Raw genomic sequence first — 24,005 nt, 5'->3', positions numbered from 1 at the left:
GAATGTCCGGCATGACCGCCCTCCCTTCCGTGTCCAATTCGATCACCGTCCGCGTCGACCTGCCCGGCCGGGCGACTGCCGTGAGCGAGCTCACCGGCGCGGTGGAGCGCAACGGGGGGCTGGTCACCGCACTCGACATCAACCACTCCGACAACGCCCGGATGACGATCGACGTCACTGCGGCGGCGCGGGACGCGGACCACGCAGCCGAGCTGGTCGCCGCGATGCGCGCGGTCGAGGGCGTCGAGATCCACAAGGTGAGCGACCGCACCTTCCTGGCGCACCTCGGCGGCAAGCTGAAGATCGAGTCGAAGGTCCCGATCCGCAACCGTGACGACCTGTCCATGGTCTACACCCCGGGCGTCGCGCGCGTCTGCCTCGACATCGCCGAAAACCCCGACGATGCAAGGCGTTTGACGATCAAGCGCAACACCGTCGCGGTGGTCACGGACGGCACCGCCGTGCTCGGTCTCGGCGACATCGGCCCGCTGGCCGCGCTGCCGGTCATGGAGGGCAAGGCGGCGCTGTTCAAGCGGTTCGCGGACATCGATGCGTTCCCGCTGTGCCTGGACACCAAGGACACCGAGGAGATCATCCGGACCGTCAAGGCGGTCGCGCCGGTCTTCGCCGGCATCAACCTCGAGGACATCTCCGCGCCGCGCTGCTTCGAGATCGAACGCCGGTTGCGTGACGAGCTCGACATCCCGGTCTTCCACGACGACCAGCACGGCACCGCGATCGTCGTCCTCGCGGCCCTGCGCAACGCGCTGCGAGTGGTGGGCAAGGAGCTCTCCGAGGTCCGCATCGTCCAGTCCGGGGCCGGTGCTGCCGGCACGGCCATCGCCCTGCTGCTGTCCGCGGCGGGCGCCAAGGACATCGTGCTGTCCGACATCAACGGCGTGGTGGAGCCCGAGCGCGAAGACATCAAGTCCGCTCCGGGCAGCGACCTGGCCAAGCTCGCGGCGACGACGAACCCGGGTCGGGTGACCGGCACCCTGAAGGATGCGGTGCGCGGTGCCGACGTCTTCATCGGCGTCTCGGCGCCCAACCTGCTGAACGGCGACGACATCGCCGGTATGGCGGATGACGCGATCGTCTTCGCGCTTGCCAACCCGGACCCCGAGGTCGACCCGACGGCAGCGGCCGAGCACGCGACGGTGGTGGCGACCGGGCGCAGTGACTTCGCCAACCAGATCAACAACGTGCTGATCTTCCCGGGTGTCTTCCGTGGTCTGCTGGACGCTGCGGCCAGCCGCGTCACGACGCACGTGATGCTCGCCGCCGCCGAGGCGCTCGCGGCCGTCGTGAAGCCCGAGGAGCTCAACCCGGCATACATCATCCCGAGCGTGTTCCAGCCGGACGTGTCGACGGTCGTCGCCCGTGCGGTCGCCGAGGCGGTCCGTGCCGACGAGGGCGACTCACACGCCTGACCCCGGGCCGGGCGCCCGGCCCGCCGGGCGCCCGAGTGCGACGGACATCACGTGCCCATGGGGCTGTCTCGTTTTGGATGGAACAGGTCGGGTCCGCTACCGTTGCAGACGTTAATTACGCGGTCTTGCGTTCATTGCTGATTTTCCTTTTGTGAGCGCCGAGATCATCCGGCGCCGAGGACCCCTCGAGCAGCGACATCCGCCAGTGATGCGGATCATCCGTCGCGCCCGAGCCTCGCGTGGTGCGCTCAGCAGCACCAGTAGAACTCAGAGGAAATGACGCATGCCCAATAAGAAATCCATGGACGGCAAGAAGGCACGTTGGACCCGTGCCCAGAAGCTCGAGGTCAAGCGCTCCGGCGTCCGCAAACAGCGCGGCGAGTTCGGTGGCAACGACCGCGCGCCCCGCAAGGACGGCGAGTTCGCCGGCCGCGGTGACCGCGACCGCCGCGACAACGATCGCTCCGGCGACCGTCGGGACCGCCGCGACGAGGGTGCACGTGGCCGCAACGACCGCGCCCCGCGTAACTCCTGGAACCGCGACGACCGTGGCCCGCGCCGTTCCGATGACCGCGGCCCGCGCCGGTTCGACGGCCCGTCGAACGATCGGCCGAAGCGTCGTTTCGAGGATCGTGATGACCGTCGTGGCAACGACCGCCGGGACGGCGACAACCGGGGCTACGACCGTCGCGCCAACGAGCAGCGCGGCAACGAGCAGCGCGGCAACGACCAGCGCGGCAACGACCAGCGCGGTTACGGCCGCCGTGACGACCGCGGACAGGACCGTCGTGACGACCGGCGCGGTGGCTACGAGCGTCGCGATGACCGGCGTGGTGGCTATGAGAAGCAGCAGGACCGTCGCAGCTTCGATCGTGGGACCGAACGCACCGATGGCCGCCGCGATGACCGCCGGTCGTATGGCGACCGCGACAACCACCGTCCGTCATACCGCGACAACCGCCGGGACGACCGGCAGGGCTCGTTCCGCGACAACCGCCACGAGGGCCGACGCGACGAGCGCCCGCAGCGGCGCGACTTCGACCGTCCCCGTCGTGACGACCAGGCCGCCGAGTCCCGCCCGGTGAAGCGCGAGGAACGTCCGGTGGAGCCGATCTCTTTGGAGGGCAACGGTTTTGCTGCCCTCGGCCTGCCGGATTCGCTGGTCGAGCGGCTCGCACGCGACGGCATCACCGCCCCGTTCCCGATCCAGACCGCGACGATTCCCGACGCGCTCGCCGGCCGCGACGTGCTCGGCCGTGGCCGCACCGGATCCGGTAAGACCCTGTCGTTCGGACTGCCGGCCCTGACCCGGCTCGCAGCGGGCGGCAAGGCGCGCTCGGGTCAGCCCCGTGCCATCGTGCTGGTGCCGACCCGCGAGCTGGCGATGCAGGTCAGCGACGCACTGCAGCCGCTGGTCCACGTCATCGGCCTGCGCCACAAGCTGGTTGCCGGCGGTATGCCGTACGAGCCGCAGCTGTCGGCTCTCGAGCGCGGCGTCGACCTGCTGATCGCCACGCCCGGTCGCCTGATCGACCTCATGGAGCGCGGCGCCGCAGACCTCAGCCGGGTGGAGATCGCGGTCCTCGACGAGGCCGACCACATGGCCGAGATGGGCTTCCTGGAGGCGATCGAGCAGATCCTCGACGAGGTCCCCACCGACGGTCAGCGGTTGCTGTTCTCGGCGACCCTCGACCGCGGCATCGACACGGTTGTCGAGCGCTACCTGACCGACCCGGTGGAGCACGCCACGGATGACGGCACGTCGTCGATCGCGGAGATGGACCACCACGCGCTGCTGATCGAGCCGCGCCACAAGAAGCTGGTGACCGCCGAGGTCGCGAACCGGGCCGGGCGCACCGTCGTCTTCGTCCGCACCAAGCTCGGCGCGGACCGCGTCGCCGGTGAGCTGCGTGACCAGGGCGTTCTGGCGGCATCGCTGCACGGTGGCCTGAACCAGAGCCAGCGCAACCGGGTGCTGTCGGCGTTCAAGGACGGCAAGGTGCCGGTGCTCGTCGCGACCGATGTCGCGGCCCGCGGCATCCACGTCGACGACGTCGGCGTCGTCCTGCAGGTCGACCCGCCCGCCGACCACAAGGACTACCAGCACCGCGCGGGCCGCACCGCGCGCGCGGGCGAGAAGGGCACCGTCGTGACGTTGGCGCTGCCGCACCAGCGGCGCACGATGCAGCGCCTCCTGGACGCAGCCGGCGTCGACGTCGAGGTGCAGAACGCCCGGCCCGGCGACGACGTCATCCGCGCTGCCGGTGGCAGCACGCCGGAGGGCGCGCCGATCTCCGACGCCGACCTGCAGCGCCTGATCAGCCCGCCGCGCGCTTCCCGCGGGGGTCGTTCGTATGGCGGCCGCGGCGGACACGGCCGCTTCGGCAACGACCGTGGTGGTTACCGCGGTGGTCGCGACGGCAACCGCGGCGGCGGTCGGGACCGGTTCCAGCGGGGCGGTTCGGGGCGCTGACCCCGCAGACAGCCACATCCGCAGGTCGGTCACTCATAATGGCTGGGTGACCGACCTGACCGGACGACTCCTCGTCGCAGTTCCGCAGGAGCAGTCCGAGCTCGGCGAGGGTGACGTCTTCACGCGCAGCGTCGTGCTGGTGCTCCATCACGACGAGGAGGGCGCGCACGGGCTCATCCTCAATCGGCCGCTCAGCGCCGAGGTGGACGCCGTGCTGCCCGGATGGCAGGAGCACGTGTCATCCCCGGACTGCGTATTCCAGGGTGGTCCGGTGTCGCTGGACACGGCCCTCGCGCTGGCATCGGCCGACGGCAACGAAGACGAATCCCTCGGCATACGAAGCCTTTTCGGCGGGATATGCCTCGTCGATCTGGACGCCCCGCCACCGATCATCGCGCCCGTCGTCGACAGCCTGCGGATCTACGCGGGGTATGCCGGCTGGGGCGAGGGCCAACTCGAGAACGAGATCGACGTCGGCATGTGGTTCGTGGTCGACGCACAACCCGGGGATGCCTTCAGTGCGGATCCGGGCGGGCTCTGGACGCGGGTCCTGAAACGGCAGCACAGCCCGGTGTCGTTCGCCGCCACCTTCCCCTCGGATCCCGATCTCAACTGAGCCCCGAACTACAATCGGTCGTATGAGCACCATTGACGAACCGGACCGCCTGTCCTCACCGGAGAGCGCGCCGAGCCTGCCCAGCACGTCCACGGCGACGCTGGAGCGCGAGCGCACCGATGCGCAGGAGGAGTTGCAGGAGCCGGGCGACCATGAGCGCTTCGCGCACTACGTGCGGAAAGAGAAGATCATGGAGAGCGCGCTGTCCGGTGAACCCGTGACAGCGCTCTGCGGCAAGGTCTGGGTGCCCGGCCGCGACCCCGAGAAGTTCCCCGTGTGCCCGACCTGCAAGGAGATCTACGAGGGCATCCGCCCGCCGCAGGACGGCGGCGACGACAAGGGCTGAGGCCGCAGCCCCGCGTCACGGGAGTGACGGTGGTGGAGGTTAGCCTTGTCGGTCTATGAGCGAGCGCAGCGAGGAACCGGTCGGGCTCAGGACGCATAGCAACGCACGAGGAACGAGGGGGCTGCTGTGAGCACCTCCGCCGCCTCGCACCTGTCACCGGCCTTCCCGGGGAAGGCGCCGTGGGGGACCGCCGGCAAGCTGCGCGCCTGGCAGGCCTCGGCTCTCGAGACCTACCTGACCGAGCAGCCACGCGACTTCCTCGCGGTGGCGACGCCGGGGGCAGGCAAGACGACCTACGCGCTGCGGCTGGCGACGGAGTTGCTGCAGCGGGGGATCATCGAGCAGATCACGATCGTCGCGCCGACCGAGCACCTGAAGACCCAGTGGGCCGACGCAGCGGCACGGGTCGGCATACACATCGACCCGCGGTTCACCAACGCACAGGAGCAGCACGCCAAGGGATTCGACGGCATCGCAGTGACGTATGCCGGTGTCGCGAGTAGGCCGGCCCTGCATCGCTACCGCACGGAACGCAAGCGGACCCTCATCATTCTCGACGAGGTGCACCACGGTGGGGATACGAAGTCGTGGGGCGATGCGATTCGTGAGGCATTCGAGCCGGCAACACGACGAATCTGCTTGACTGGCACGCCTTTTCGGTCGGACACGGCACCGATCCCGTTCGTCCGTTACGAGGAGGGACCCGACGGCATCCGCCGGTCGGCCAGCGACTTCACCTACGGCTACGCCGACGCCCTGCGCGACGGCGTCGTGCGCCCCGTGCTCTTCATGGCGTATGGCGGGGCGATGCGCTGGCGCACCTCTGCCGGCGACGAGATCTCCGCGCGCCTCGGGGAGCCACTCACCAAGGATGCGACCGCCGCGGCCTGGCGCACTGCGCTGGACCCGATGGGCGCGTGGATCCCGGCGGTGCTGCGTGCGGCCGACAAGCGACTGACCGAGGTGCGCCGGCACATGCCCGACGCCGGTGGTCTGGTCATCGCCTCGAACCAGACCGCGGCGCGTGCCTACGCCCGAATCCTGGCCGAGGTCACCGGAGTTCGTCCCACAGTGGTGCTCTCCGACGACAGCGGTGCCTCGTCGCGGATCGAGGAGTTCGCGTCCTCGGAGGAGCGCTGGATGGTGGCCGTTCGGATGGTGTCCGAGGGTGTCGACGTGCCACGCCTGGCCGTCGGTGTCTTCGCGACGTCCACCTCGACGCCGCTCTACTTCGCGCAGGCAGTCGGGCGTTTCGTGCGTGCCCGCCGCCGCGGCGAGACGGCGACGGTCTTCCTGCCGACCGTGCCGACCATCATGGAGCTCGCGGCCACGATGGAGAAGGAACGCAATCACGCGCTGGATCGCCCTGAAAAGGCTGAGGATTCGATCTGGGACGAGGAAGAGGGCCTGCTCGCGGAGGCGAACCGTGAGGAGAAGGCGCTCGGCGAGCAGGAGGGCAAGTTCGAGGCGCTGGAGTCGGAGGCGGAGTTCGACCATGTGCTCTTCGATGCTCAGCAGTTCGGCCTCGGAGCAGTGGCGGGCAGCGACGAGGAGGACGAATACCTCGGCCTGCCAGGCCTTTTGGAGCCGGATCAGGTGACTAATCTGCTGCGCCAACGTCAGGACAAGCAGTTGCGCAGCGGCCGGCGCCAGCCGAAGGACGACCAGCCGATGGCGGCGCACCGTGCTCTTGCGGCACAGCGCAAGGAGTTGAACGCGCTCGTGGCGGCATACTCCACCAAGTCCGGCAAGCCGCACGCCCACGTGCATCACGAGCTGCGGGTGAAGTGCGGTGGACCGGCGCTGGACCGGGCTTCCACGGACGAGGTCAGCGAGCGAATCACCATGATCCGCAACTGGTTCGTCGGCCGAAAGCGCTGACGCGGCTCAGTTGCGGCTCAGCCGCGGCTCGGACGCGCGGCCTCCTCGGCCAGCGGCAGCGTGCGATGGGAGATCAACTCGGCCAGCGCGATGGTGGTCGAGGCATGCACGACGAGACCGGTCTCGACGATCTGATCGATGACCCGCTGCAGGTCGGCGTTGTCACGCGCGACCACGCGTGCGAGCAGGTCCCCGGCGCCGGTGATCGTGTGTACTTCCAATACCTCGGGTATGCCGTCCAGGTGGTCGACGACCGCCTGGCGACCCTTGCGCTGCTGGATCTGCAGGGTGCAGAACGCCATCACCGGATAGCCCAGCGCGACTGCCGAGACGGTCGGCGCAAGGGAGGCGATCACCCCGCGTTCGACCAGGCGGTCCAGCCGCGCCTGCACGGTGCCGCGCGCGACCCCGAGTTCGCGGGAGGCTCCGAGCACGCCGATCTGCGGCTTGTCGCTCAGCAGGCTGATGAGGCGTGCATCGAGGTCGTCGATCGTCGGCATACGTCGAAACTAGCGAAGCGCGTCAGCGCGGCGCGAGTCCCGCGAGGTAGATGTCCAGCCACCGGCTGCGCACCGGCGCGGCAGTCTGGTCGAGCGCTCCGCTGCGTCGGTGTATGCCGGCAGTCGCGTCAGCTCGCGCGGCTGTTCGGCTGATGTTCCGAGCGGTCGCACGCAACGGCTGACGACTGGTCACAATGTATGACGAAAACCGGCTACGGCCGGTCAGAGTGTGCATCGTGATCAGCCGGAGTTGCTCGGATTGCGCGACCATGTGACTCGGCGCACAGTGAACCCATGACAACGACTGTGAACCTCACGCCCGATGAACTCGCTGCGGGCCAGGACTTGGAGCAGCTGAAGCAGTTGGTCGGCCTGGTCGACTACGACGCCGACAAGGATCCGTTCCCGGTGACCGGGTGGGACGCGATCGTCTTCGTGTCCGGCAACGCGACGCAGTCCGCGCTCTACTACCAGAGCGCGTGGGGCATGGAGCTGGTCGCCTACAGCGGCCCCGAGACCGGCAACCGCGACCACAAGTCGTTCGTGCTGAAGAGCGGCTCGATCCGCTTCGTCATCAACGGCGCGGTCGACCCGGACAGCCCGCTGGTCGAGCACCACCGCAAGCACGGTGACGGCGTGGTCGACATCGCCCTGGAGGTTCCGGACGTCGACAAGTGCATCGCGCAGGCGCGCAAGGCCGGCGCCACGGTCGTGCGGGAGCCGGAGGACGTGACGGACGAGCACGGCACGATCCGCATCGCCGCGATCGGGACGTATGGCGAGACGATCCACACCCTGGTCGACCGGTCGAAGTACGACGGCCCCTACCTGCCCGGGTATGTCGCGCAGTCCTCGACCATCGAGCGTCGCGAGGGGCAGCCCAAGCGGCTCTTCCAGGCGCTGGATCACATTGTCGGCAACGTCGAGCTCGGCCACATGGACGAGTGGGTCGAGTTCTACAACCGGGTCATGGGTTTCGTGAACATGGCCGAATTCATCGGCGACGACATCGCGACCGACTACTCGGCACTGATGAGCAAGGTCGTCGCGAACGGCAACCACCGCGTGAAGTTCCCGCTCAACGAGCCGGCCATCGCCAAGAAGAAGTCGCAGATCGACGAGTACCTCGAGTTCTACCGCGGCGCCGGTGCGCAGCACCTCGCCGTCGCGACCGGCGACATCATCAAGTCGGTGGATTCGTTGCGCGCCAACGGTGTTGAGTTCCTGGACACTCCGGACAGCTACTACGAGGACCCGGAGCTGCGCGCCCGGATCGGCGAGGTGCGCGTCCCTGTCGAGGAGTTGCAGAAGCGCGGCATCCTGGTCGACCGCGACGAGGACGGCTACCTGTTGCAGATCTTCACCAAGCCGCTGGGTGACCGCCCGACCGTGTTCTTCGAGCTGATCGAGCGGCACGGCTCGCTGGGCTTCGGCAAGGGCAACTTCAAGGCGCTCTTCGAGGCGATCGAGCGCGAGCAGGACAAGCGCGGCAACCTCTGAGAAGACTTCGGACCGCGCCGGAAGCCAACGCCCCCAGTGACTTTCCGGCGCGGTTCGCAAGATCATCGGCCACGACCGCAACTGCGGCCGTGGCCGATGTGTGTGCCGGGTCCGAGCGGACAGCGTTGCGTCAGAAGGACTGTCAGAAGGACGCGGTGAAGATGCGTGCCAGGCCGGGCAGTGCGTAACCGGTGCCGTCGCGGAACTGCTCCGCGCGCCGTTCGATCTCGCCTCGGAGCTCGTCGCGGGTGTGCTCGTCCTGACTGCGAACTGCGAGGGAGATCGGACCGGCGAAGTGGCTGACCAGCGACCACAGGTCATCGGGGTCGGCGAGTCGGTAGGTGAGCGGGACGTTGCGCACCGACGAACTGGTGAAGCCGGCGTCGCGCACGAGCTGGTGGGTGCCGTTGACGTCGGCTAGCGCGAACATGCTCGGCTGCCCGGGAACAGGCGGCCGTAACAAGCCATGCTCGGCCAGCACCGCTCCCGGCACCATGAAGAACGGGTTCTCCGCTGCCGAGGCGAAGACGGCGAACACCAGGGATCCCGTGGGGCGCAACACCCGTGCAGCCTCGCTGAGTCCTTGCAACGGGTCCGGCAACAACATGTAGATCCATCGCGCTGCGAGACGGTCGACGCTGCCGGATTTCAGCGGGAGTTCGGTGACGTCGAGCTGAAGGAAGGTGATGTCCAGGTTGTTGCGCAGTGCCCTGCGCTCGGCCGCCTGAACCATCGGCGCGGATAGATCTCCGGCGCGGATCGTCCCCGTGAAACCTGGTCGCCGCGCCACTGCCGAGGCGATGTCCGCCGTCGGCCCGCACGCGACCTCGATGACCGTGTCGTGGGGTTGCGGGTCGAGTGACTCGAGCATCGCCTCGGTCAGCTCGCGGGTGACAGTCGCGTGCCACTCGCCGCGGTCGTCCCATGCGCCCGCGAGGGTGTCCCACATACCCTCTGCGCCGAACCCCATCGGGGCGTCCTGTGCTGCCATGGCCCTGCCCCCTCGTGTGCGAGTCTTTCGACGCTAGCAATCACTGGGTGACGGAGCGGATTTGTTGCGCCGGGCACTGCCGGACCGATCGACGTCACATGCCGCTGAGGGAGTGGTGCCAAGTGATGTCGATGAGGGTGCGTTCGATCATGGATGTTGTTGGGGGTGGTTGTCCCGGTGGCGCCGGTGGTCTGCTGGTAGCGACGAATCCGCCTGTGGCAGTGCGGGTTTCAGTCGCGTCGCCGCTGACGGAGACATCGGGATGTTCTTTGACGTAATTGCAGCGGGCGCAAAATCCTTCGCCGTTGCGCTCGGACGTCGGACCGCCTTCGGCGTAGGGCCGGATGTGGTCTATGTGTGCGATCGGCGCATCGCAGAACGGGGTGCGACACGTCTGGTCCCGGAGCTTGATGAGGTGTGCGAGCAGCCCCGGGTAGGTGCGGGCGCGGGAGTCCATGCCGACGATGTCGCCCGTGCCGGGGTAGGTGAAGACCCGTCGGACCTGCACGTGCGCGTTGCCGGTCGACTCAGCGGTCGCGTCGTCGGGAGCATCGTCATTCGCGTTGTCATGCGCGCCGTCAGACCTGACCCATTCGCGTGCCAGGTCACCGGGGATGGGTCCGTAGTCGGGCACGTGCGCGGGCGCATCGCCGGTGAGGCTGTCGATGGGCATCAGCAGGTTGACCTGGACATCGGCTCCGGTCGCCGGCGTACGGCCCGTGACGCGCTCGACCAATGTGTCGGCCATGACCTGCCCGCGCGGTTGGTCCCCATGCGCCTTCGCTGCGGCGTTGAGTGCGGCGTAGCAGGCGACGCCGTCCTTGACCGGCAGCAATGCGGTCAGATAGGCCATGCAGTCCGGCGCAGGACGGAGGCTGACTCGGCGCTCCGACTCGGCCTTGGCCCGGCGCGCGGTGGCTGCTTCCGGGTCGGCCTGGTAGGCGGCCGCCTGCGCAGCGGCGACCAGGCGTCGATGCGACACGGTGCCCAGGTCATCGGCGATCGCCGCATCCACGCGCGCCCGGTCATCCCGGCTCAGGTATGCCGTGGCCGCCACCAGGTCGGTGGCGTCGCGCTCGGTGATCACGCCGGCCGTCAGGGCACGGAATGTGCACGGCATCTCCTCCACCACCGCGTGTGCGAGCCCCAGTAGTCGGGACCCGAGGTGCGGGGACGACCGCCGCGCGAGGGCGACGTCGGAGCCCACCTTCCGAGCGGTCGTGGCGCGGTCGATCCCTCGCGGTATGTCCACCTGTCGCTGCCGGTCATGTGCCTCGACGGTCAGTCGGGCTTGTCGCGCAGTGATGGCGTTCTTGGCTTCTTCCAGAGCTCGCGCCTCTGCCAGCAGATCCTCCAGACCATCGACCGCGATGGCCTCGTCGAGCCGATCATGGAACGCACGCACCGCAGCGGCGTCGAAGGCAGCAACCGTGCCTGTTTCGCCGTCCGCCGGTGTATCGATCATGCGTTCGATTATACCTGAATTTCCCTGGGGTTCAACGGATTTCGGACGTCAATGTTGTCCACATCCCCTCCCTTCTCGCCCCAGGATGTGGACAACCGGCCGGCCGGCCGAGGCCCATGGGATGCCCGCTGCATCTCTGGGCTGCGCTACGGAAGGCGCCGTGCCGGATGATATTCGCGGAGTCGGGTGGGGGCCATGGCGCCGACGTTCGCGGAGGAGAAAGCGACCAGCCTGAGCTCAACGCTTGCGCTGCAACTCCCACGCTTCGCGCAGCGCGTCTTGTATGGCGCTCGCATCGCCATACAACATGGCCTGCACCTTCATGTGTGCGTCGTATGACGGAGGTATGCCGAAGGTGTTGGGGTCGTCCACGACGAGCCGCTCGCGCACGTCGAACGCGCACCGGATCATCAGTTCGTCGGATGCGACGAGGCGGGCGACGATGCGGTCATCGACATACCAGGCGGGTACGGCGGCGGTGCCCTTCTTCTTGCACCCGGGCAGGGTCGCGAGGAATTCGGCGACCTCGTCGGGCGTCATCAGCTGCCGGGTCGGTAGACCATCAGCCCGACGATCACCGCGAAGATGATGCCGACGACACCACCGGAGGCGGCGACGCGTGCGGTCTGTGCCTTGAGGTTGATCGGGGCGGTTTCGATACGCCCTCCTCCGCTGCGCTCCTCCGGGCTACTCAACCCGCTTGGGTCGCTACTCGACCCGCCGGCGGAACGGAGCTGCTCCGCGGCCTTCTCCAGGGCCGGCACGATCGCGACGAACGTCAGGGCGACGGCGACGACCCACAACAGGACCGACAGCCAGATCCAGGTGTCGCCGAACGAGCCGAGTTCCTTGCCGCGCCGCTTCTGCGACATCAGGCCGAAGCCGAAGATGACGACCAGCACCGACACCATCGAGTAGATCTTGGCCATCCGGGCCGAGGACGCAATGGCCGCTGCATCGGCCTGCCGCAGGCCGCGCGACGCGGTGGTGACCGCGTGCACGAGCGGTCCGATCGCGAAGATCGCGGTCAACAGGTGCAGCAGCAACAGCAGCTTCAGCATGCGCGCGAGCCTACTCGGCGGTCCGGGACGCGACCGTGGTCCGGGAGGTTGCGATTTGGCACTTGTTCGGTGTGCCGCTTGACCCTTCGATACTTTCTGGGTCTAGCGTGCTAACGCTCACCGAGTGTGTCACAGTTCACAGGTTGTGGTCCGCGGCGGAGCATGACATGAAATTTGGACCGTGCATGGGAGCCGAAAGGGATGATGCACAACTATGAGTGTTGACACCGACAAGGTAGACAACATCGCCGGAGATGATCCACATCTGAAGAAGGAGTTCGGCACTGTCGGACTCCTCTTCACTGCCATTGGCTCGATCATCGGATCGGGATGGCTGTTCAGTTCACTGCACGCCTCCAGCTTGGCCGGTCCGGCCGCGATCCTGTCGTGGGTCGTCGGAACCATCATGTTCCTGTTCATCGGGCTCAGCTACGCCGAACTCGGCGTGATGATGCCGCGAAGCGGCGGCGTCGCGCGCTACCCGCACTACGCGTGGGGCTCGTTCGCCAGCTACTCGTTCGGCTGGGTCACCTGGCTCGCCTGTGCATCGGTTGCCGCGGTGGAGGTCTCCGCCGTGCTGACCTACGCGTCGTCATACATCGGCTGGCTGGAGAACAGCAACGGAACGCTGAAGCCGGCCGGTCTGGTCGTCGCGATCCTGATGCTGGGCTTCTTCGTGCTGATCAACTTCCTCGGTGTGAAGTGGTTCGCCCGGATCAACAACGTGCTGGTCTGGTGGAAGCTCATCATGATCGTGCTGGTCATCGCCGCGCTGATGATCGCCGCGTTCCACAGCGGCAACTTCACCGTCGACGCCAAGGGTGGCGGCGGCTTCGCACCCAACGGCATCAAGGGCGCGATGGAGGCCATCCCGGCTGCCGGTATCGCGTTCTCCTTCCTCGGCTGGCGGCAGGGCATCGAGCTCGCCGGTGAGACCGACAACCCGAAGAAGAACGTTCCGCTGACCCTGATCGGCTCGATCCTGATCTGCGGCGTCCTCTACATCCTGCTGCAGGTCGCCTTCATCGCCGCGCTCGACCCGTCCGCCCTCGCGCACGACGGCTGGGCCAACGTCGGTAACGCGATCAAGGTCGGCAGCGACGCCGGTAACTTCAGCCCGCTGGCCGCTCTGGCGACCTTCGTCGGCCTGGGCTGGCTGGCCGGCCTGCTCTACGCGGACGCGTTCATCAGCCCCGGTGACACCGGCCTGATCTACACCAGCGTCACCGCGCGGATGTCCTACGCGATGGGCCGCAACCGGAACGCACCGGCCGCGCTGGCGAAGGTCAACACCAACGGTGTGCCGTGGGTGAGCCTCATCCTGGCGTGGATCGCCGGCTGCATCTTCTTCCTGCCGTTCCCGAGCTGGCAGTCACTGGTGTCGATCGTGACATCGCTGACCGTGCTCTCCTTCGGTAGCGGGTCGATCGCCCTGCTGACCTTCCGCAAGCAGCTGCCCGACATGGAGCGTCCCTACAAGAGCCGTATGCCGTGGGTCGTCGCCCCGCTCGCGCTGCTGGCCACCAACCTGATCATGTACTGGGCCGGTTGGGACCAGGTGTGGAAGATGATGGCGGCGGTCGCCATCGGCTACATCTTCCTGGGCATCTTCCAGGTCACGGACAAGGGTCGCGCGCCCAAGCTGGAGTTCAAGTACGGCTGGTGGGTGCTGGTCTGGTTCGCGGGGATCCTGTTGGTGAGCTACCTGGGCAGCTACTCGGGCACCGAGGCCAAGGACGCGGGTGAGGCCAACGTCTACGGCTTCAACGGTGGCATCCTCGCCAACATCGTCCTGACGGCCGTGATCCTCGCCATTGCCTGGTACTGCCAGCTGCCGAAGGAACGCGTCGAGGAGATCCTCAACGAGACCGAGGAGATCATCGAGGAGGACGAGGACAAGCTCGCCCCCGGGGCCTGAGCGACCTCTCTCCACCACGACGCGCCTCCTTCCCCGAACGCGGGGGAGGAGGCGCGTCGTCGTGTGCGCCTCCTGCGCAACGCGTCGGGGCGCAATGAGAGGATGAGTGATCATGAGCGAACGCGCATCGGGTTGGTATGACGACCCCCAGGACCCGAACCTGCTTCGCTACTGGGACGGCATCCTGTGGAGCGACCGCACGATGCCGAAGATGAAGCCGAACCTCGACCAGTCCCGCATCGGCGACGCGCGCCGGCAGTACGAAGAGGAGCAGGAGCGCAAGCGGGCTGCCGAGCAGGCTCAGGCGCCCGGTTACGGCCAGCGCCCGCAGTTGCGCCCCTACCAGCAGCAGCCGCCGTCGCAGCAGTACCCCGGCGGCCCGCAGTCGCCATACGCACACCAGCAGGCGTACGCCCCGCGGCAGGTCAAGACGACGCCCGACGGCGAGCCGACCGCCTCGTGGTGGCGCCGCCTGTTCGCCTACATCGTCGACAACATCCTGTTGTCGGTCGTGGCGGTGGCGATCTCGTGGACGTGGCTGCACCCCTGGGTCACCACGATCACCACGTGGTATGACGACCTGCTCGAGGCGGCGCGCGACGGTCGGTCGCAACCGCCGATCCCGGACGCGGTCTACAACGTGCCGTGGCAGTTCCCGCTGATCGCGTTGCTGCTCTACCTGGTCTACGAGATCGCGCTGGTCGCGTGGCGCGGTCAGACGCTCGGGCACATGCTCCTCGGGGTGCGCGTGCGCGGCGCCGGGTCGACCGCGAAGCCAGACCTGCGCGCCGTCGTGATCCGCTCACTCGTCAAGGGCGTCAGCAACATCACGTCGTTCGTGCCCTTCGTGGCCTCACTCGGCTCGGTCTTCAGCCTCGTCGACGGGCTGGTGCCACTCGGCGACCAGAGTGCCCAGTCATTGCACGACAAGGCCGCCAAGACGTATGTCGTGAGCGCTCGCCCGCCCAAGGCACCGTATGGCGGCGCGGTGCCGCCATACGGCAGGCGCTGACGGGCCGGCGGGCAGCCGAAACGCTCACAACGCCAGGCGTTCTCAGGCGCTGGGCTGAATCGTCCCGGTGACCTCGCCGAGCGCCATACGGCCGCCACCGGTGGCGGGCGCAGTGGCGGTGATCGTCACCGTGTCCCCATCCTCCAGGAAGCTGCGCGTGGTGCCGTCCGGCAACTGCAGCGGCTCCTTGCCGCTCCAGGTCAGCTCGAGCAGGCTGCCCCGCTGGTCGCGCGAGTCGCCGGACACCGTGCCCGACGCGAAGAGATCGCCATCGCGCAGGCTCGCGCCGTTGACCGTGAGGTGCGCGAGCATCTGGGCCGGGCTCCAGTACATCCCCTTGTAGGGCGGAGTCGACACGACGGTGTCGTTGAGCCGCACCTCGAGCTGCAGGTCCAAGCCGAAGAGGTCGTCGCCCTGCAGGTAGTCCAGGGGCTTCGGATCCTGTTTCGGGAGTGGAACTTTCGCGGACGCGAGAGCTTCCATCGGGGTGATCCACGGGCTGAGGCTGGAGGCGAACGACTTGCCGAGGAACGGGCCGAGCGGGACGTACTCCCAGGCCTGGATGTCCCGCGCCGACCAGTCGTTGAAGAGTGCGACGCCGAAGAGGTGATCGCCGGCTCCGTCGACGGAAACCCTTGTGCCGACCTCGGTCTCGCCGCCGACGATGAAGCCGACCTCGGCCTCGATGTCCAGACGGATGCTCGGCCCGAAGACGGGTTCCGGGTCGTCCTTGCCCTTGCGCTGTCCGACCGGGCGCACGATGTCGGTGCCGGACACCACGACCGTCCCGGCCCGGCCGTGGTAGCCGATCGGGAGGTGCTTCCAGTTGGGCGTCAGCGCGGCGCTGTCGGGCCGGAAGATCGACCCGACGTTGGTGGCGTGCTGCTCGCTGGCGTAGAAGTCGACGTAGTCCGCGATCTGCACCGGCAGGTGCAGCGTCACTTCGGTGAGGGGCTTGGTGGCTGCCGCGACGAGTCCCTTGCGCTTGTCGTCCCGCAGGATTGCCTGCAACCACTCGCGCGCCGCGGACCAGGACGAGCGACCTTGTGCCACGAAGGGATTCAGCGAACTGTTGTTGAAGGTTCGGGCCCACTTGCGGACGCTGTCCGCCTTGGCCACGGTCGCCAGCTCGATGACGTCGTCGCCCAGCCGCGTGACGACCTGAGTGCCGCCATCGGTGGTGCTGGCCACGCCATACGGGAGGTTGTCGATGCCCCAGAGTTCGGTGGCGGAGCTCATGCGTTCCTTTCGGGAATCAGGCCGAGGGCGGCCAGGTCGTGGATCGGGTCGAATACGTCGCAGCAGCCGAAGCTGGTGAAGACGTTGCGGACGGTCATCGCGTCGGCCTCGGACATCGCGCGGATCGCGTCGGTGACCGAGGTTTCGTCACGGTCGGTGAGGGCCGCGCTGACGTCGCCGCCGAGCAGTGCCGCCTGCACCGCAAGCAGAATGCCGAGGAAGCCGTACTGCTCCTCTGCGCCGGTGGCGTGGTCACCGGCGGTGTGGGCGATCGCGCGGTGCAGTCCGCCGGTCAGCTTGAACGCGATGCCGAGCTGGACGCACTCGGTGATGAACGCAGCGGTGTCCGGCACCGACGGAACGTCGTTGGCGGGCGTCGACCCGGTGCGCAGCTTCGCGATGACCTGGCCCTCGTGGTCGGCGATGCCGGGCAACAGGTCACGGCCGGCGGCGCCCGCCGGCACCTCGACGGCGACCGGCACCGACAGGTCGAGTGCTTTCTCCCAGCCGTCGACGGCCGCGACCTCCAGACCGGACAGCGCATGTCCGGCGGCGTCGGCGACGTTCTCGGCCGCGGCGATCACCTCGTCGAGCGGCGTCTCGCGCCGGCCGACGACGGTGATGACCAGTCCGCTGTGGTCCTCGAGAGCCTCGTCGATCAACCGCGGTGGCAGCAGCAGCGGCCCGACGAAATCGGATGCCGGGGTGCCGCGACGTGCGGAGCGTCGGTCGATAGCCTCGGAGAGCGAGAAGTTCCCCGGTGGGAAGACGGCTGCGTCGTCGACCAACTGAGTGAACAGCGTTCGGGTGGGCAGACTGGGCATGGTGCAACCGTAGCCAGTGACCCGTCCGCGCTTGCATGGGCCACAAGCGCGCCGGCGACAGGGAGCCGACGAGGAAGAAGGAGAACAATGGCGTTCTACCGATCGATGGGACAGCTGCCACGACAGCGGCACACCGCACTGCGGAGGCCGGACGGCAGCGTCTATTTCGAGGAACTGATGGGGGAGGAGGGCTTCTCCAGCGACTCCTCGTTGCTCTACCACCGGGGTCTGCCCTCGGCGATCTCGGATGCGAAGCCGTGGGAGTTCCGCTGGTCGCAGCAGACCGAGCCCAACCATCCGCTGCTGCCCCGGCACCTGAAGCTGCACGACCTCTTCGCCGAGGGCAGCTCCGGTGTCGACGCCGTCACCGGGCGCCGCCTGGTGCTCGGCAACGGTGACGTCCGCATCTCGTATGTCGTGGCGGATGCGCCGAGCCCGTGGTATCGCAACGGGATCGGCGACGAGTGCGTGTATGTCGAGCGCGGTGCCGCCCGTGTTGAGACGGTCTTCGGCGCGTTCGACGTGGCCGAGGGCGACTACCTGATCGTGCCGCGCGCGACCACCCACCGGTGGCTGCCGGTTGCCTCCGGCGACGAGGGCTTCACCGAAGCGTTCCGCGCCTACGCGATCGAGGGCAACTCGCACATCGCACCACCGAAGCGCTACCTGTCGCGTTTCGGCCAGCTGCTGGAGCACGCGCCATACTGCGAGCGTGACCTGCGCGGGCCGGCCGGGCCCTTGCTGGCGGAGGACATCGGCGCCGAATCGTCAACGCCGACAGACGTTTACGTGAAGCATCGCGGGTCCGGTGGGCAGATCGTCGGCACGATCTACACCTACCCCTATCACCCGCTCGACGTCGTCGGCTGGGACGGCTGCCTCTACCCCTACGCGTTCAACGTCGCCGACTTCATGCCGATCACCGGCAAGGTGCACCAGCCGCCGCCGGTGCACCAGGTCTTCGAGGGCACCAACTTCGTCGTCTGCAACTTCGTGCCGCGCAAGGTCGACTACCACGAGGCGTCGATCCCGGTGCCCTACTACCACTCCAACGTCGACAGCGACGAGATCATGTTCTACGTCGACGGCGACTACGAGGCGCGCAAGGGTTCGGGCATCGGCAAGGGCTCGATCTCGCTGCACCCGGGAGGTCACGCGCACGGCCCGCAGCCGGGTGCCTACGAGAAGTCGATCGGCGTGCACGAGTTCGACGAGCTCGCGGTCATGGTCGACACCTTCCGGCCGATGGAGCTGGGTGAGGCCGGTCGCGAGACGGACGACGGCAAGTACGCCTGGAGCTGGGTCGGCGGCCGCTGATCACGGCTTGATCGGCATACCCGAAGAGTCGGCGCGGGGTTTCCGGCGTTTACCGGCATTTCGCTTTCGAACGCCGGTAGCGTGATGCAGTTGCCGAGCGTGATCCGCGCGGTCCGACCCTGAAGGAGATCCCATGCACCCCGTCGTCCGTAATGCCACGAGCCGCCGCCAGTTGCTGGCGATGACGATGATCGGAGGTGCCGGAGTCGTGGGAGTGGCCAAGGCGCCGTCCGCGGCTGCGGCGCCCGATGCGGCGCACGACCTGCGCCTCACCGTTCTGGGCACGACCGACCTGCACGGGCACGTCTACAACTGGGACTACTTCAGCGACAAGGAGTATGACGACAAGGCGCACAACGATGTCGGTGCCGCCAAGTGCGCCACGCTGATCCAGGCGGTGCGCGAGGAGCGCGGTGCCGACACGTGCATCACGCTCGACGCGGGCGACACGATCCAGGGCACGCCGCTGGCGTACTACTACGCCAAGATCGAGCCGATCGGCAAGGACGTCATCCACCCGATGGCGTTGGCAATGAACCAGATCGGGTATGACGCAGCCGCGCTCGGCAACCACGAGTTCAACTACGGCATGGACCTGCTGCGGACCTTCCAGAGCCAGCTGCACCACCCGTTGCTCGGCGCGAACGCCCTCGACTGGAACACCGGCAAGTCGGCCTTCCCGGCATACACGCTGAAGCGCGTGTACGTGCCCGGGCACAAGCCGGTGACGGTCGGCATCGTCGGCCTGGTGACGCCGGGCGTCGCGATCTGGGACAAGGCCAACGTGCAGGACAAGGTCAAGTTCAACGGGATCGTCGAGCAGGCCAAGCTGGTCATCCCCGAGGTCAAGGCCCAGGGCGCCGATGTGATCGTCGTGTCGTGCCACTCCGGTGCCGACACGTCCTCGTCATACGGCGATGCGCTGCCGTACCCCGAGAACGCGAGCACCCTCCTGGCACAACAGGTTCCGGACATCGACGCGATCCTCGTCGGGCACGCGCACGTCGAGATCCCGCAACGCTTCGTGACCAACGAGCAGATCGGCAAGCAGGTCCTGCTGTCCGAGCCGTTGTGCTTCGGTGAGCGGGTCACGGTGATGGACCTCAACCTGCGCAAGAACCGCGGTCAGTGGGAGGTCGCCAGCGCCGCCTCGACGCTGCTCAACTCCAACACCGCCCCGGAGGACCCGACCATCGCGGACCTGCTGCGTACCCCGCACGAGAAGGTGCGCACCTATGTCAATGGCGTCATCGGCACGTGTGTCGAGACGATGAGCGGTGCACGCGCCTGCGTCGAGGACGCGGCTGCCGTCGACTTCATCAATCTGGTGCAGGCGCAAGCGGTCAAGGCCGGCCTGGCCGGCACTCCCGACGAGGCCACCCCGGTGCTGTCGATTGCGGCGCCGTTCAGCCGGACCGCCATCATCCCGAAGGGCGACGTGACCGTCCGGGACGTGGCCGGGCTCTACATCTACGACAACACTCTGCTGGGCATCAAGTTCACCGGTCAGCAGGTCAAGGCGTACCTCGAGACGTCCGCCACCTACTTCCAGCAGGTGAGTGGCGCCGGGCCGTTCGACATGGATCAGGTCACGAATGCCAAGACGCCGACCGCGCCCAACGGCACCCCGGACTACAACTACGACGTCATGGGCGGGCTCGACGCCGCGCTCACCTACGACATCGACCTGAGCGTCCAGGCCGGGAGCCGGATCCGGAATCTCGCGTATGACGGCAAGCCCGTCGCCGACGGCGACAGCTTCGTCATCGCGATCAACAACTACCGGCAGTCCGGTGGTGGCGGATTCCCGGGCGTGACCACGGCCCCCGTTGTTTACAACCGGCAGAACGAGATTCGGCAGTTGATCATCGACTGGGTCACCGCCAACAAGAGCATCGACCCGGCGACCTTCCACCAGGTCGACTGGAAGCTGGTGTCGGGCAGCACCCCGATCGTGGTCAACTGACCGGTCAGGTTCCGCTGATCGGCCGCACCTGCCCCAGCTCCTGCGTGCAGCGGGTCAGGGCGACATACAGGCCGTTCCAGCCGCGGGGTTCGGTGGTGATGCCGTCCGGGTCGACGACCAGGGCGGCATCCCACTCCAGCCCCTTCGCCTCGGTGGCCCGCAGGACGACGGCGTCGGGCAGTTGCTCCCGCAGCTGTGTGACACGCGCTGCCGGCGCGACCACACCGACGCTGCCGCCCGGCCACCGAGCAGCCATCGCCGCGACCGATTCCCGCACCGTTGCGACGAGTTCGGCCTCGGCCGCGTCGACCGTCCACGGCTCGATCCCCGAGTCGCGGACAGCGCGCGGCGGATCGTTGCGGCTGCCGGCGCGTGCCAGCACCGGACCGGTGAGCGCCATGACCTCCCTCGGTGTCCGGTAGCAAATCGTGAGATCGCTGCGCCGCCAGCGCTCGCCGAACACCGGGTCGATCGCAGCGCTCCAGGATGTATGGCGGTGCGGTGCCTCGGTCTGGTCGATGTCGCCGACAGCGGTGATCGACCTGCTCGGCACCCGGCGGCGCACCATCTCCCACTGCATCGCCGAGAGCTCCTGCGCCTCGTCGACGACCACATGGCCATAGGCCCAATCACGCCTGTTCGCAGCGCGATCCGCGAGGAACTCGCCCTGCTCGGGTGACGTCTCCACCGAGCCGAGCAACTCGGCGACCGCATCGAGCAGGGCGATGTCGCTCGCCGCGAGGAGTGGGCCGCCGCTGGTGATGAGGGCCCGCTCGTCGGCGGTCAGTGTGCCGGCGAACTGCTGCAACAGGTTGTCGGAGCTGAGCAGAGCGCGCAGGGTCCGGCGCGCATCCCGCACCGGCCAGTAATCGTCGAGCACGCGAGCGACATTGGCATCCTTGGCGATTCGATCACGGAGCCGATCGACATCCGCATCGGTGAGCGTGCCGTCGACCTCTGCGCCGGTGACATCCAGGCGCACACCGCGGTCATCGGCACGTGCCTGGCTCGCGTCGACCTTCGCGAGGATGTCCTCGAAACCGGCCTCCACACCCGCCAGCAGTTCCTCGTGTCGTTCGACGGCGGAATCGGTCAGCAGATCGTGCACCTGCTCGAAGAACCACTGGCGCGCCGAGTGCAGGTCGCGTCCGGCGACCGCACTCTCCAGGGCGCGCCGGACTCGCGCCGCGGACAACGTGTGACGCTCACCGTCGAGCACGAAGTTCAGCGCCACGGGAGCCGGTGCGAGAGAGCGAACGTATGCCGTGAGTGCGGGCATCCAGAGCGCGCGACCCTTGAGCTCCGCGAGTTCGCGCGATTCATCGTCCTCGACGGAGACGCCGGGCACGAGCGTCTCGCACGTCGCCGGCACGACGGCGGTCTCGCCGAGCGCGGGCAGCACCTGGGCGGTGTAATCCAGGAAACGGCGGGACGGACCGAGGACCAGCACACCCCGGTCGGCCAGCTCGGGATGGCTGAAGAGCAGGTACGCCACCCGGTGCAGCGCGACGACCGTCTTGCCGGTGCCCGGGCCGCCCTGCACGACGAGCAGGCCGTCGCTGCTCGCGCGGACGATGGCGTCCTGCTCCTTCTGCAGGGTGGCGACCGCCGTGCCCATCCGACCGGTACGGCGTGCGGACAGGGCCGACAGCAGCGCACCTTCGCCGACGAGATCGCCGGAATCGACTGAGCCATCGAGAGGTTCGTCATCGACACCGACGACGAGGCGTCCGTCCATGTGGATGTGCCGCCTGCGTCGTTGCCCTTGCGGGTCCAGCGGGGTCGCGGTGTAGAAGGCACGGGCGGCCGGTGCCCGCCAGTCGAGCACGAGTGGTTCCGAGTCGTCATCGGCGCGGGGGAGTCCGACGCGCCCGAGATGCCGGACGGAGCCGTCGACCGCGTCGAGCCGCCCGAACACCAGGCCGTTCTCGGCATGCTGCAGGTCGGTGCGGCGGCGCCGCAGGGAGGTGATCCGGGCAGCCTCCACGGAGTCCCGCGGGGCGGTCTCTAGGTCGTGGCCGACCTCGGCGAGCAGATCCTCCCTGCGGAGGTACGCCTCGTCGACGATCTCCTGTTCCTGGGTGAGTGCGTCGGTCTGCGGGGTGGTCGTCGGCGTTTCGCTCACGGAATCCTCTCGGGGACGGTGACTGCACCGTCTCAACCGCCAATGATCAGTGGATGTTCCCGCGTTCGCACCTTTGACGACTGCCGCGAACCGTGGCCTCGGATTCGCCGAGAGGACACCCGTTGTACTGACAGGACACCCGTTGGGGCCGATTTTGCCCGTAATTGGGTGTCCTGCCGGCAAACGGGTGTCCTCTCGGTGTGAGGGGTGATGGAGGTGTCGAGGCGTCAGTCGACGACGTCGATGCCGGCAGCGCGGAAGTCGTTGAGCGCGTGCGTGGTCGATCCCGGTGCGACGCCGGCAACGAGGTGGCGCAGGACCCGAGTCGTGAGCCCCGCACTCGCCGCGTCCAGCGCGGTCGCACGAACGCAGTAGTCGGTCGCGATGCCGGCCACGTCGAGTTCGTCGATCTCGTGGTCGCGCAGCCACTCGGTCATACCGACGCCGTCTTCGGTGGCACCTTCGAAACCGCTGTATGCCGCTGCGTATTGGCCCTTGCGGAAGATCGCCGCCGCCTGCGCGATCACCGGATGCACCTCGGACCGGAAGTCCGCGCCGGGTGTTCCCACTTTGCAGTGAACCGGCCAACTGTCCACGAAGTCAGGCGTTTTCGACCAATGGCTGCCGGGGTCGATGTGCCAGTCGGCGGTCGCCACGATCTGCGCGTATTCCCCGCCGTGGTCCTCGACGTATGCCGCGATGCGTTCGGCGACAGCGATGCCGCCGGCGACGGCGAGCGAGCCGCCCTCGCAGAAATCGTTCTGGACATCGACCAGCACCAGTGCGCGACCCATGGCTTCAGCCTACGACCTGCCGGCACTCCGCAGATCTCGTCCCATCACCTGTCGCTGATCGTCCAGCAGACCGAGGGTTCGCCAGCCGCATGATCGATAGAGGCGCACCGCCGGGTCTGTCTCGTCCGCGCTCGTGCCGAGCAGAGCGCGGCCGGTCAGGCCGTCCAGCAGGGCGTCGTGCAGGCGGCGACCGATGCCCTGTCGCCGCGCAGCCGGGTCGACGGCAAGCTCGACGAACTCGAAATGACCGCCGACCCACTCCGCGCCGACGTCGGGAAGCGTTCGGGCGACCAGATCCGGCCAGTACTGGCCGCGTTCGCCGCGGAAGCCCCAGGCGAAACCGAGGAGGCGCTCATCGTCGAGCGCGACGACGAGCCGGTAGCCGTCCCGTGCACGGTGCCGGTCGAACATCTGCTCCCGCCAAGCATCCTCGTCCGCGAAGTCGGCGAAAACCGTGTCGTACAAGGCGAATACGCGCGAGGCGTACGCGGCCGAACGCTCGCTGTCGAGGACGTCGACGTGCGTCATGTGGTTTCGATAGCGCTCC

At 67.9% G+C, this 24,005-nt stretch carries 21 protein-coding genes; 10 read left to right on the top strand and 11 right to left on the bottom strand.

The genetic code is table 11. From position 1 onward, the window contains the following. Window positions 1-11: 11 nt before the first annotated feature. The 5 genes from VG502_RS13185 (at window position 12) to VG502_RS13165 (ending at window position 6,746) form a co-directional block, all read left to right on the top strand. A complete protein-coding gene (locus tag VG502_RS13185) occupies window positions 12-1,430 on the top strand; it encodes an NAD-dependent malic enzyme (protein ID WP_325550524.1) in 1,419 nt (472 codons plus the stop codon). A gap of 283 nt (window positions 1,431-1,713) precedes the next feature. After that, window positions 1,714-3,903, top strand: a complete 2,190-nt coding sequence (locus tag VG502_RS13180) for a DEAD/DEAH box helicase (RefSeq protein ID WP_325550523.1) — start codon at window positions 1,714-1,716, stop codon at window positions 3,901-3,903. A gap of 46 nt (window positions 3,904-3,949) precedes the next feature. Beyond that, window positions 3,950-4,519: a YqgE/AlgH family protein gene (locus tag VG502_RS13175; RefSeq protein ID WP_325550522.1), complete on the top strand. Its 570-nt coding sequence runs from the start codon at window positions 3,950-3,952 to the stop codon at window positions 4,517-4,519. A gap of 22 nt (window positions 4,520-4,541) precedes the next feature. Beyond that, window positions 4,542-4,865, top strand: coding sequence for a DUF3039 domain-containing protein (locus tag VG502_RS13170; RefSeq protein WP_325550521.1), 324 nt, complete (start codon window positions 4,542-4,544; stop codon window positions 4,863-4,865). 126 nt (window positions 4,866-4,991) lie between these two features. Beyond that, window positions 4,992-6,746 (top strand): DEAD/DEAH box helicase, encoded by a 1,755-nt coding sequence (locus VG502_RS13165; RefSeq protein ID WP_325550520.1) that lies wholly within the window; start codon window positions 4,992-4,994, stop codon window positions 6,744-6,746. Between the two features lie 17 nt (window positions 6,747-6,763). On the opposite strand, the gene VG502_RS13160 is transcribed toward VG502_RS13165, so the two are convergent. Both VG502_RS13160 and VG502_RS13155 read right to left on the bottom strand, forming a co-directional pair. Next, a complete protein-coding gene (locus VG502_RS13160) occupies window positions 6,764-7,246 on the bottom strand; it encodes an Lrp/AsnC family transcriptional regulator (protein WP_325550519.1) in 483 nt (160 codons plus the stop codon). Window positions 7,247-7,268: 22 nt separating this feature from the next. Continuing rightward, complete coding sequence (locus tag VG502_RS13155; protein WP_325550518.1) at window positions 7,269-7,517, bottom strand: hypothetical protein; 249 nt, start codon at window positions 7,515-7,517, stop codon at window positions 7,269-7,271. Window positions 7,518-7,540: 23 nt separating this feature from the next. Here VG502_RS13155 and hppD point away from each other — a divergent pair, with 23 nt between their 5' ends. Next, a complete protein-coding gene (gene hppD / locus VG502_RS13150) occupies window positions 7,541-8,746 on the top strand; it encodes a 4-hydroxyphenylpyruvate dioxygenase (RefSeq protein WP_325550517.1) in 1,206 nt (401 codons plus the stop codon). A 142-nt stretch (window positions 8,747-8,888) separates the two neighbouring features. On the opposite strand, the gene VG502_RS13145 is transcribed toward hppD, so the two are convergent. The 4 genes from VG502_RS13145 to VG502_RS13130 form a co-directional block, all read right to left on the bottom strand. Further along, window positions 8,889-9,737 (bottom strand): class I SAM-dependent methyltransferase, encoded by an 849-nt coding sequence (locus VG502_RS13145; RefSeq protein WP_325550516.1) that lies wholly within the window; start codon window positions 9,735-9,737, stop codon window positions 8,889-8,891. A 94-nt stretch (window positions 9,738-9,831) separates the two neighbouring features. Continuing rightward, window positions 9,832-11,202 (bottom strand): HNH endonuclease, encoded by a 1,371-nt coding sequence (locus tag VG502_RS13140; RefSeq protein WP_325550515.1) that lies wholly within the window; start codon window positions 11,200-11,202, stop codon window positions 9,832-9,834. Window positions 11,203-11,439: 237 nt separating this feature from the next. Next, window positions 11,440-11,742 carry an SAM domain-containing protein gene (locus VG502_RS13135; protein ID WP_325550514.1) on the bottom strand — a complete coding sequence of 101 codons (303 nt, stop codon included), beginning with the start codon at window positions 11,740-11,742 and terminating at the stop codon, window positions 11,440-11,442. After that, entirely contained in the window at window positions 11,742-12,263 is a 522-nt protein-coding gene (locus VG502_RS13130) for a hypothetical protein (protein WP_325550513.1), read from the bottom strand. Before VG502_RS13130 ends, VG502_RS13135 begins: the two co-directional genes overlap by 1 nt. Window positions 12,264-12,477: 214 nt before the next feature. Between VG502_RS13130 and VG502_RS13125 the strand changes: the two genes are divergently transcribed. Both VG502_RS13125 and VG502_RS13120 read left to right on the top strand, forming a co-directional pair. Continuing rightward, complete coding sequence (locus VG502_RS13125; protein ID WP_325550512.1) at window positions 12,478-14,181, top strand: APC family permease; 1,704 nt, start codon at window positions 12,478-12,480, stop codon at window positions 14,179-14,181. Window positions 14,182-14,293: 112 nt separating this feature from the next. Next, complete coding sequence (locus tag VG502_RS13120) at window positions 14,294-15,193, top strand: RDD family protein (protein ID WP_325550511.1); 900 nt, start codon at window positions 14,294-14,296, stop codon at window positions 15,191-15,193. A gap of 42 nt (window positions 15,194-15,235) precedes the next feature. Here the strand turns inward: VG502_RS13120 and fahA are convergent, their stop codons facing one another. Together fahA and VG502_RS13110 are read right to left on the bottom strand one after the other, a co-directional pair. Then, the gene (fahA, locus tag VG502_RS13115; protein ID WP_325550510.1) at window positions 15,236-16,432 is read right to left on the bottom strand and encodes a fumarylacetoacetase; all 1,197 of its coding nucleotides are present in this window, start codon (window positions 16,430-16,432) and stop codon (window positions 15,236-15,238) included. Next, window positions 16,429-17,256 carry a hypothetical protein gene (locus VG502_RS13110; RefSeq protein ID WP_325550509.1) on the bottom strand — a complete coding sequence of 276 codons (828 nt, stop codon included), beginning with the start codon at window positions 17,254-17,256 and terminating at the stop codon, window positions 16,429-16,431. The genes fahA and VG502_RS13110 overlap by 4 nt, the downstream gene beginning before the upstream one ends. 87 nt (window positions 17,257-17,343) lie before the next feature. Between VG502_RS13110 and VG502_RS13105 the strand changes: the two genes are divergently transcribed. Continuing rightward, complete coding sequence (locus VG502_RS13105) at window positions 17,344-18,573, top strand: homogentisate 1,2-dioxygenase (protein WP_325550508.1); 1,230 nt, start codon at window positions 17,344-17,346, stop codon at window positions 18,571-18,573. Window positions 18,574-18,706: 133 nt separating this feature from the next. After that, entirely contained in the window at window positions 18,707-20,539 is a 1,833-nt protein-coding gene (locus VG502_RS13100; protein WP_325550507.1) for a bifunctional metallophosphatase/5'-nucleotidase, read from the top strand. 4 nt (window positions 20,540-20,543) lie between these two features. On the opposite strand, the gene VG502_RS13095 is transcribed toward VG502_RS13100, so the two are convergent. The 3 genes from VG502_RS13095 to VG502_RS13085 all read right to left on the bottom strand — a co-directional run bounded on the left by VG502_RS13095 (window position 20,544) and on the right by VG502_RS13085 (window position 23,986). Beyond that, the gene (locus VG502_RS13095; protein WP_325550506.1) at window positions 20,544-22,664 is read right to left on the bottom strand and encodes a HelD family protein; all 2,121 of its coding nucleotides are present in this window, start codon (window positions 22,662-22,664) and stop codon (window positions 20,544-20,546) included. A gap of 227 nt (window positions 22,665-22,891) precedes the next feature. Then, window positions 22,892-23,458 carry an isochorismatase family protein gene (locus VG502_RS13090; RefSeq protein ID WP_325550505.1) on the bottom strand — a complete coding sequence of 189 codons (567 nt, stop codon included), beginning with the start codon at window positions 23,456-23,458 and terminating at the stop codon, window positions 22,892-22,894. 9 nt (window positions 23,459-23,467) lie between these two features. Beyond that, entirely contained in the window at window positions 23,468-23,986 is a 519-nt protein-coding gene (locus VG502_RS13085) for a GNAT family N-acetyltransferase (protein WP_325550504.1), read from the bottom strand. Between the last annotated feature and the right edge of the window lie 19 nt (window positions 23,987-24,005).

Source organism: Flexivirga sp. (genome assembly GCF_035551235.1).
Classification (GTDB): domain Bacteria; phylum Actinomycetota; class Actinomycetes; order Actinomycetales; family Dermatophilaceae; genus Flexivirga.
The sequence above is the reverse complement of the archived record's forward strand: the minus strand, read 5'-3'. Positions and strand labels throughout refer to the sequence as shown.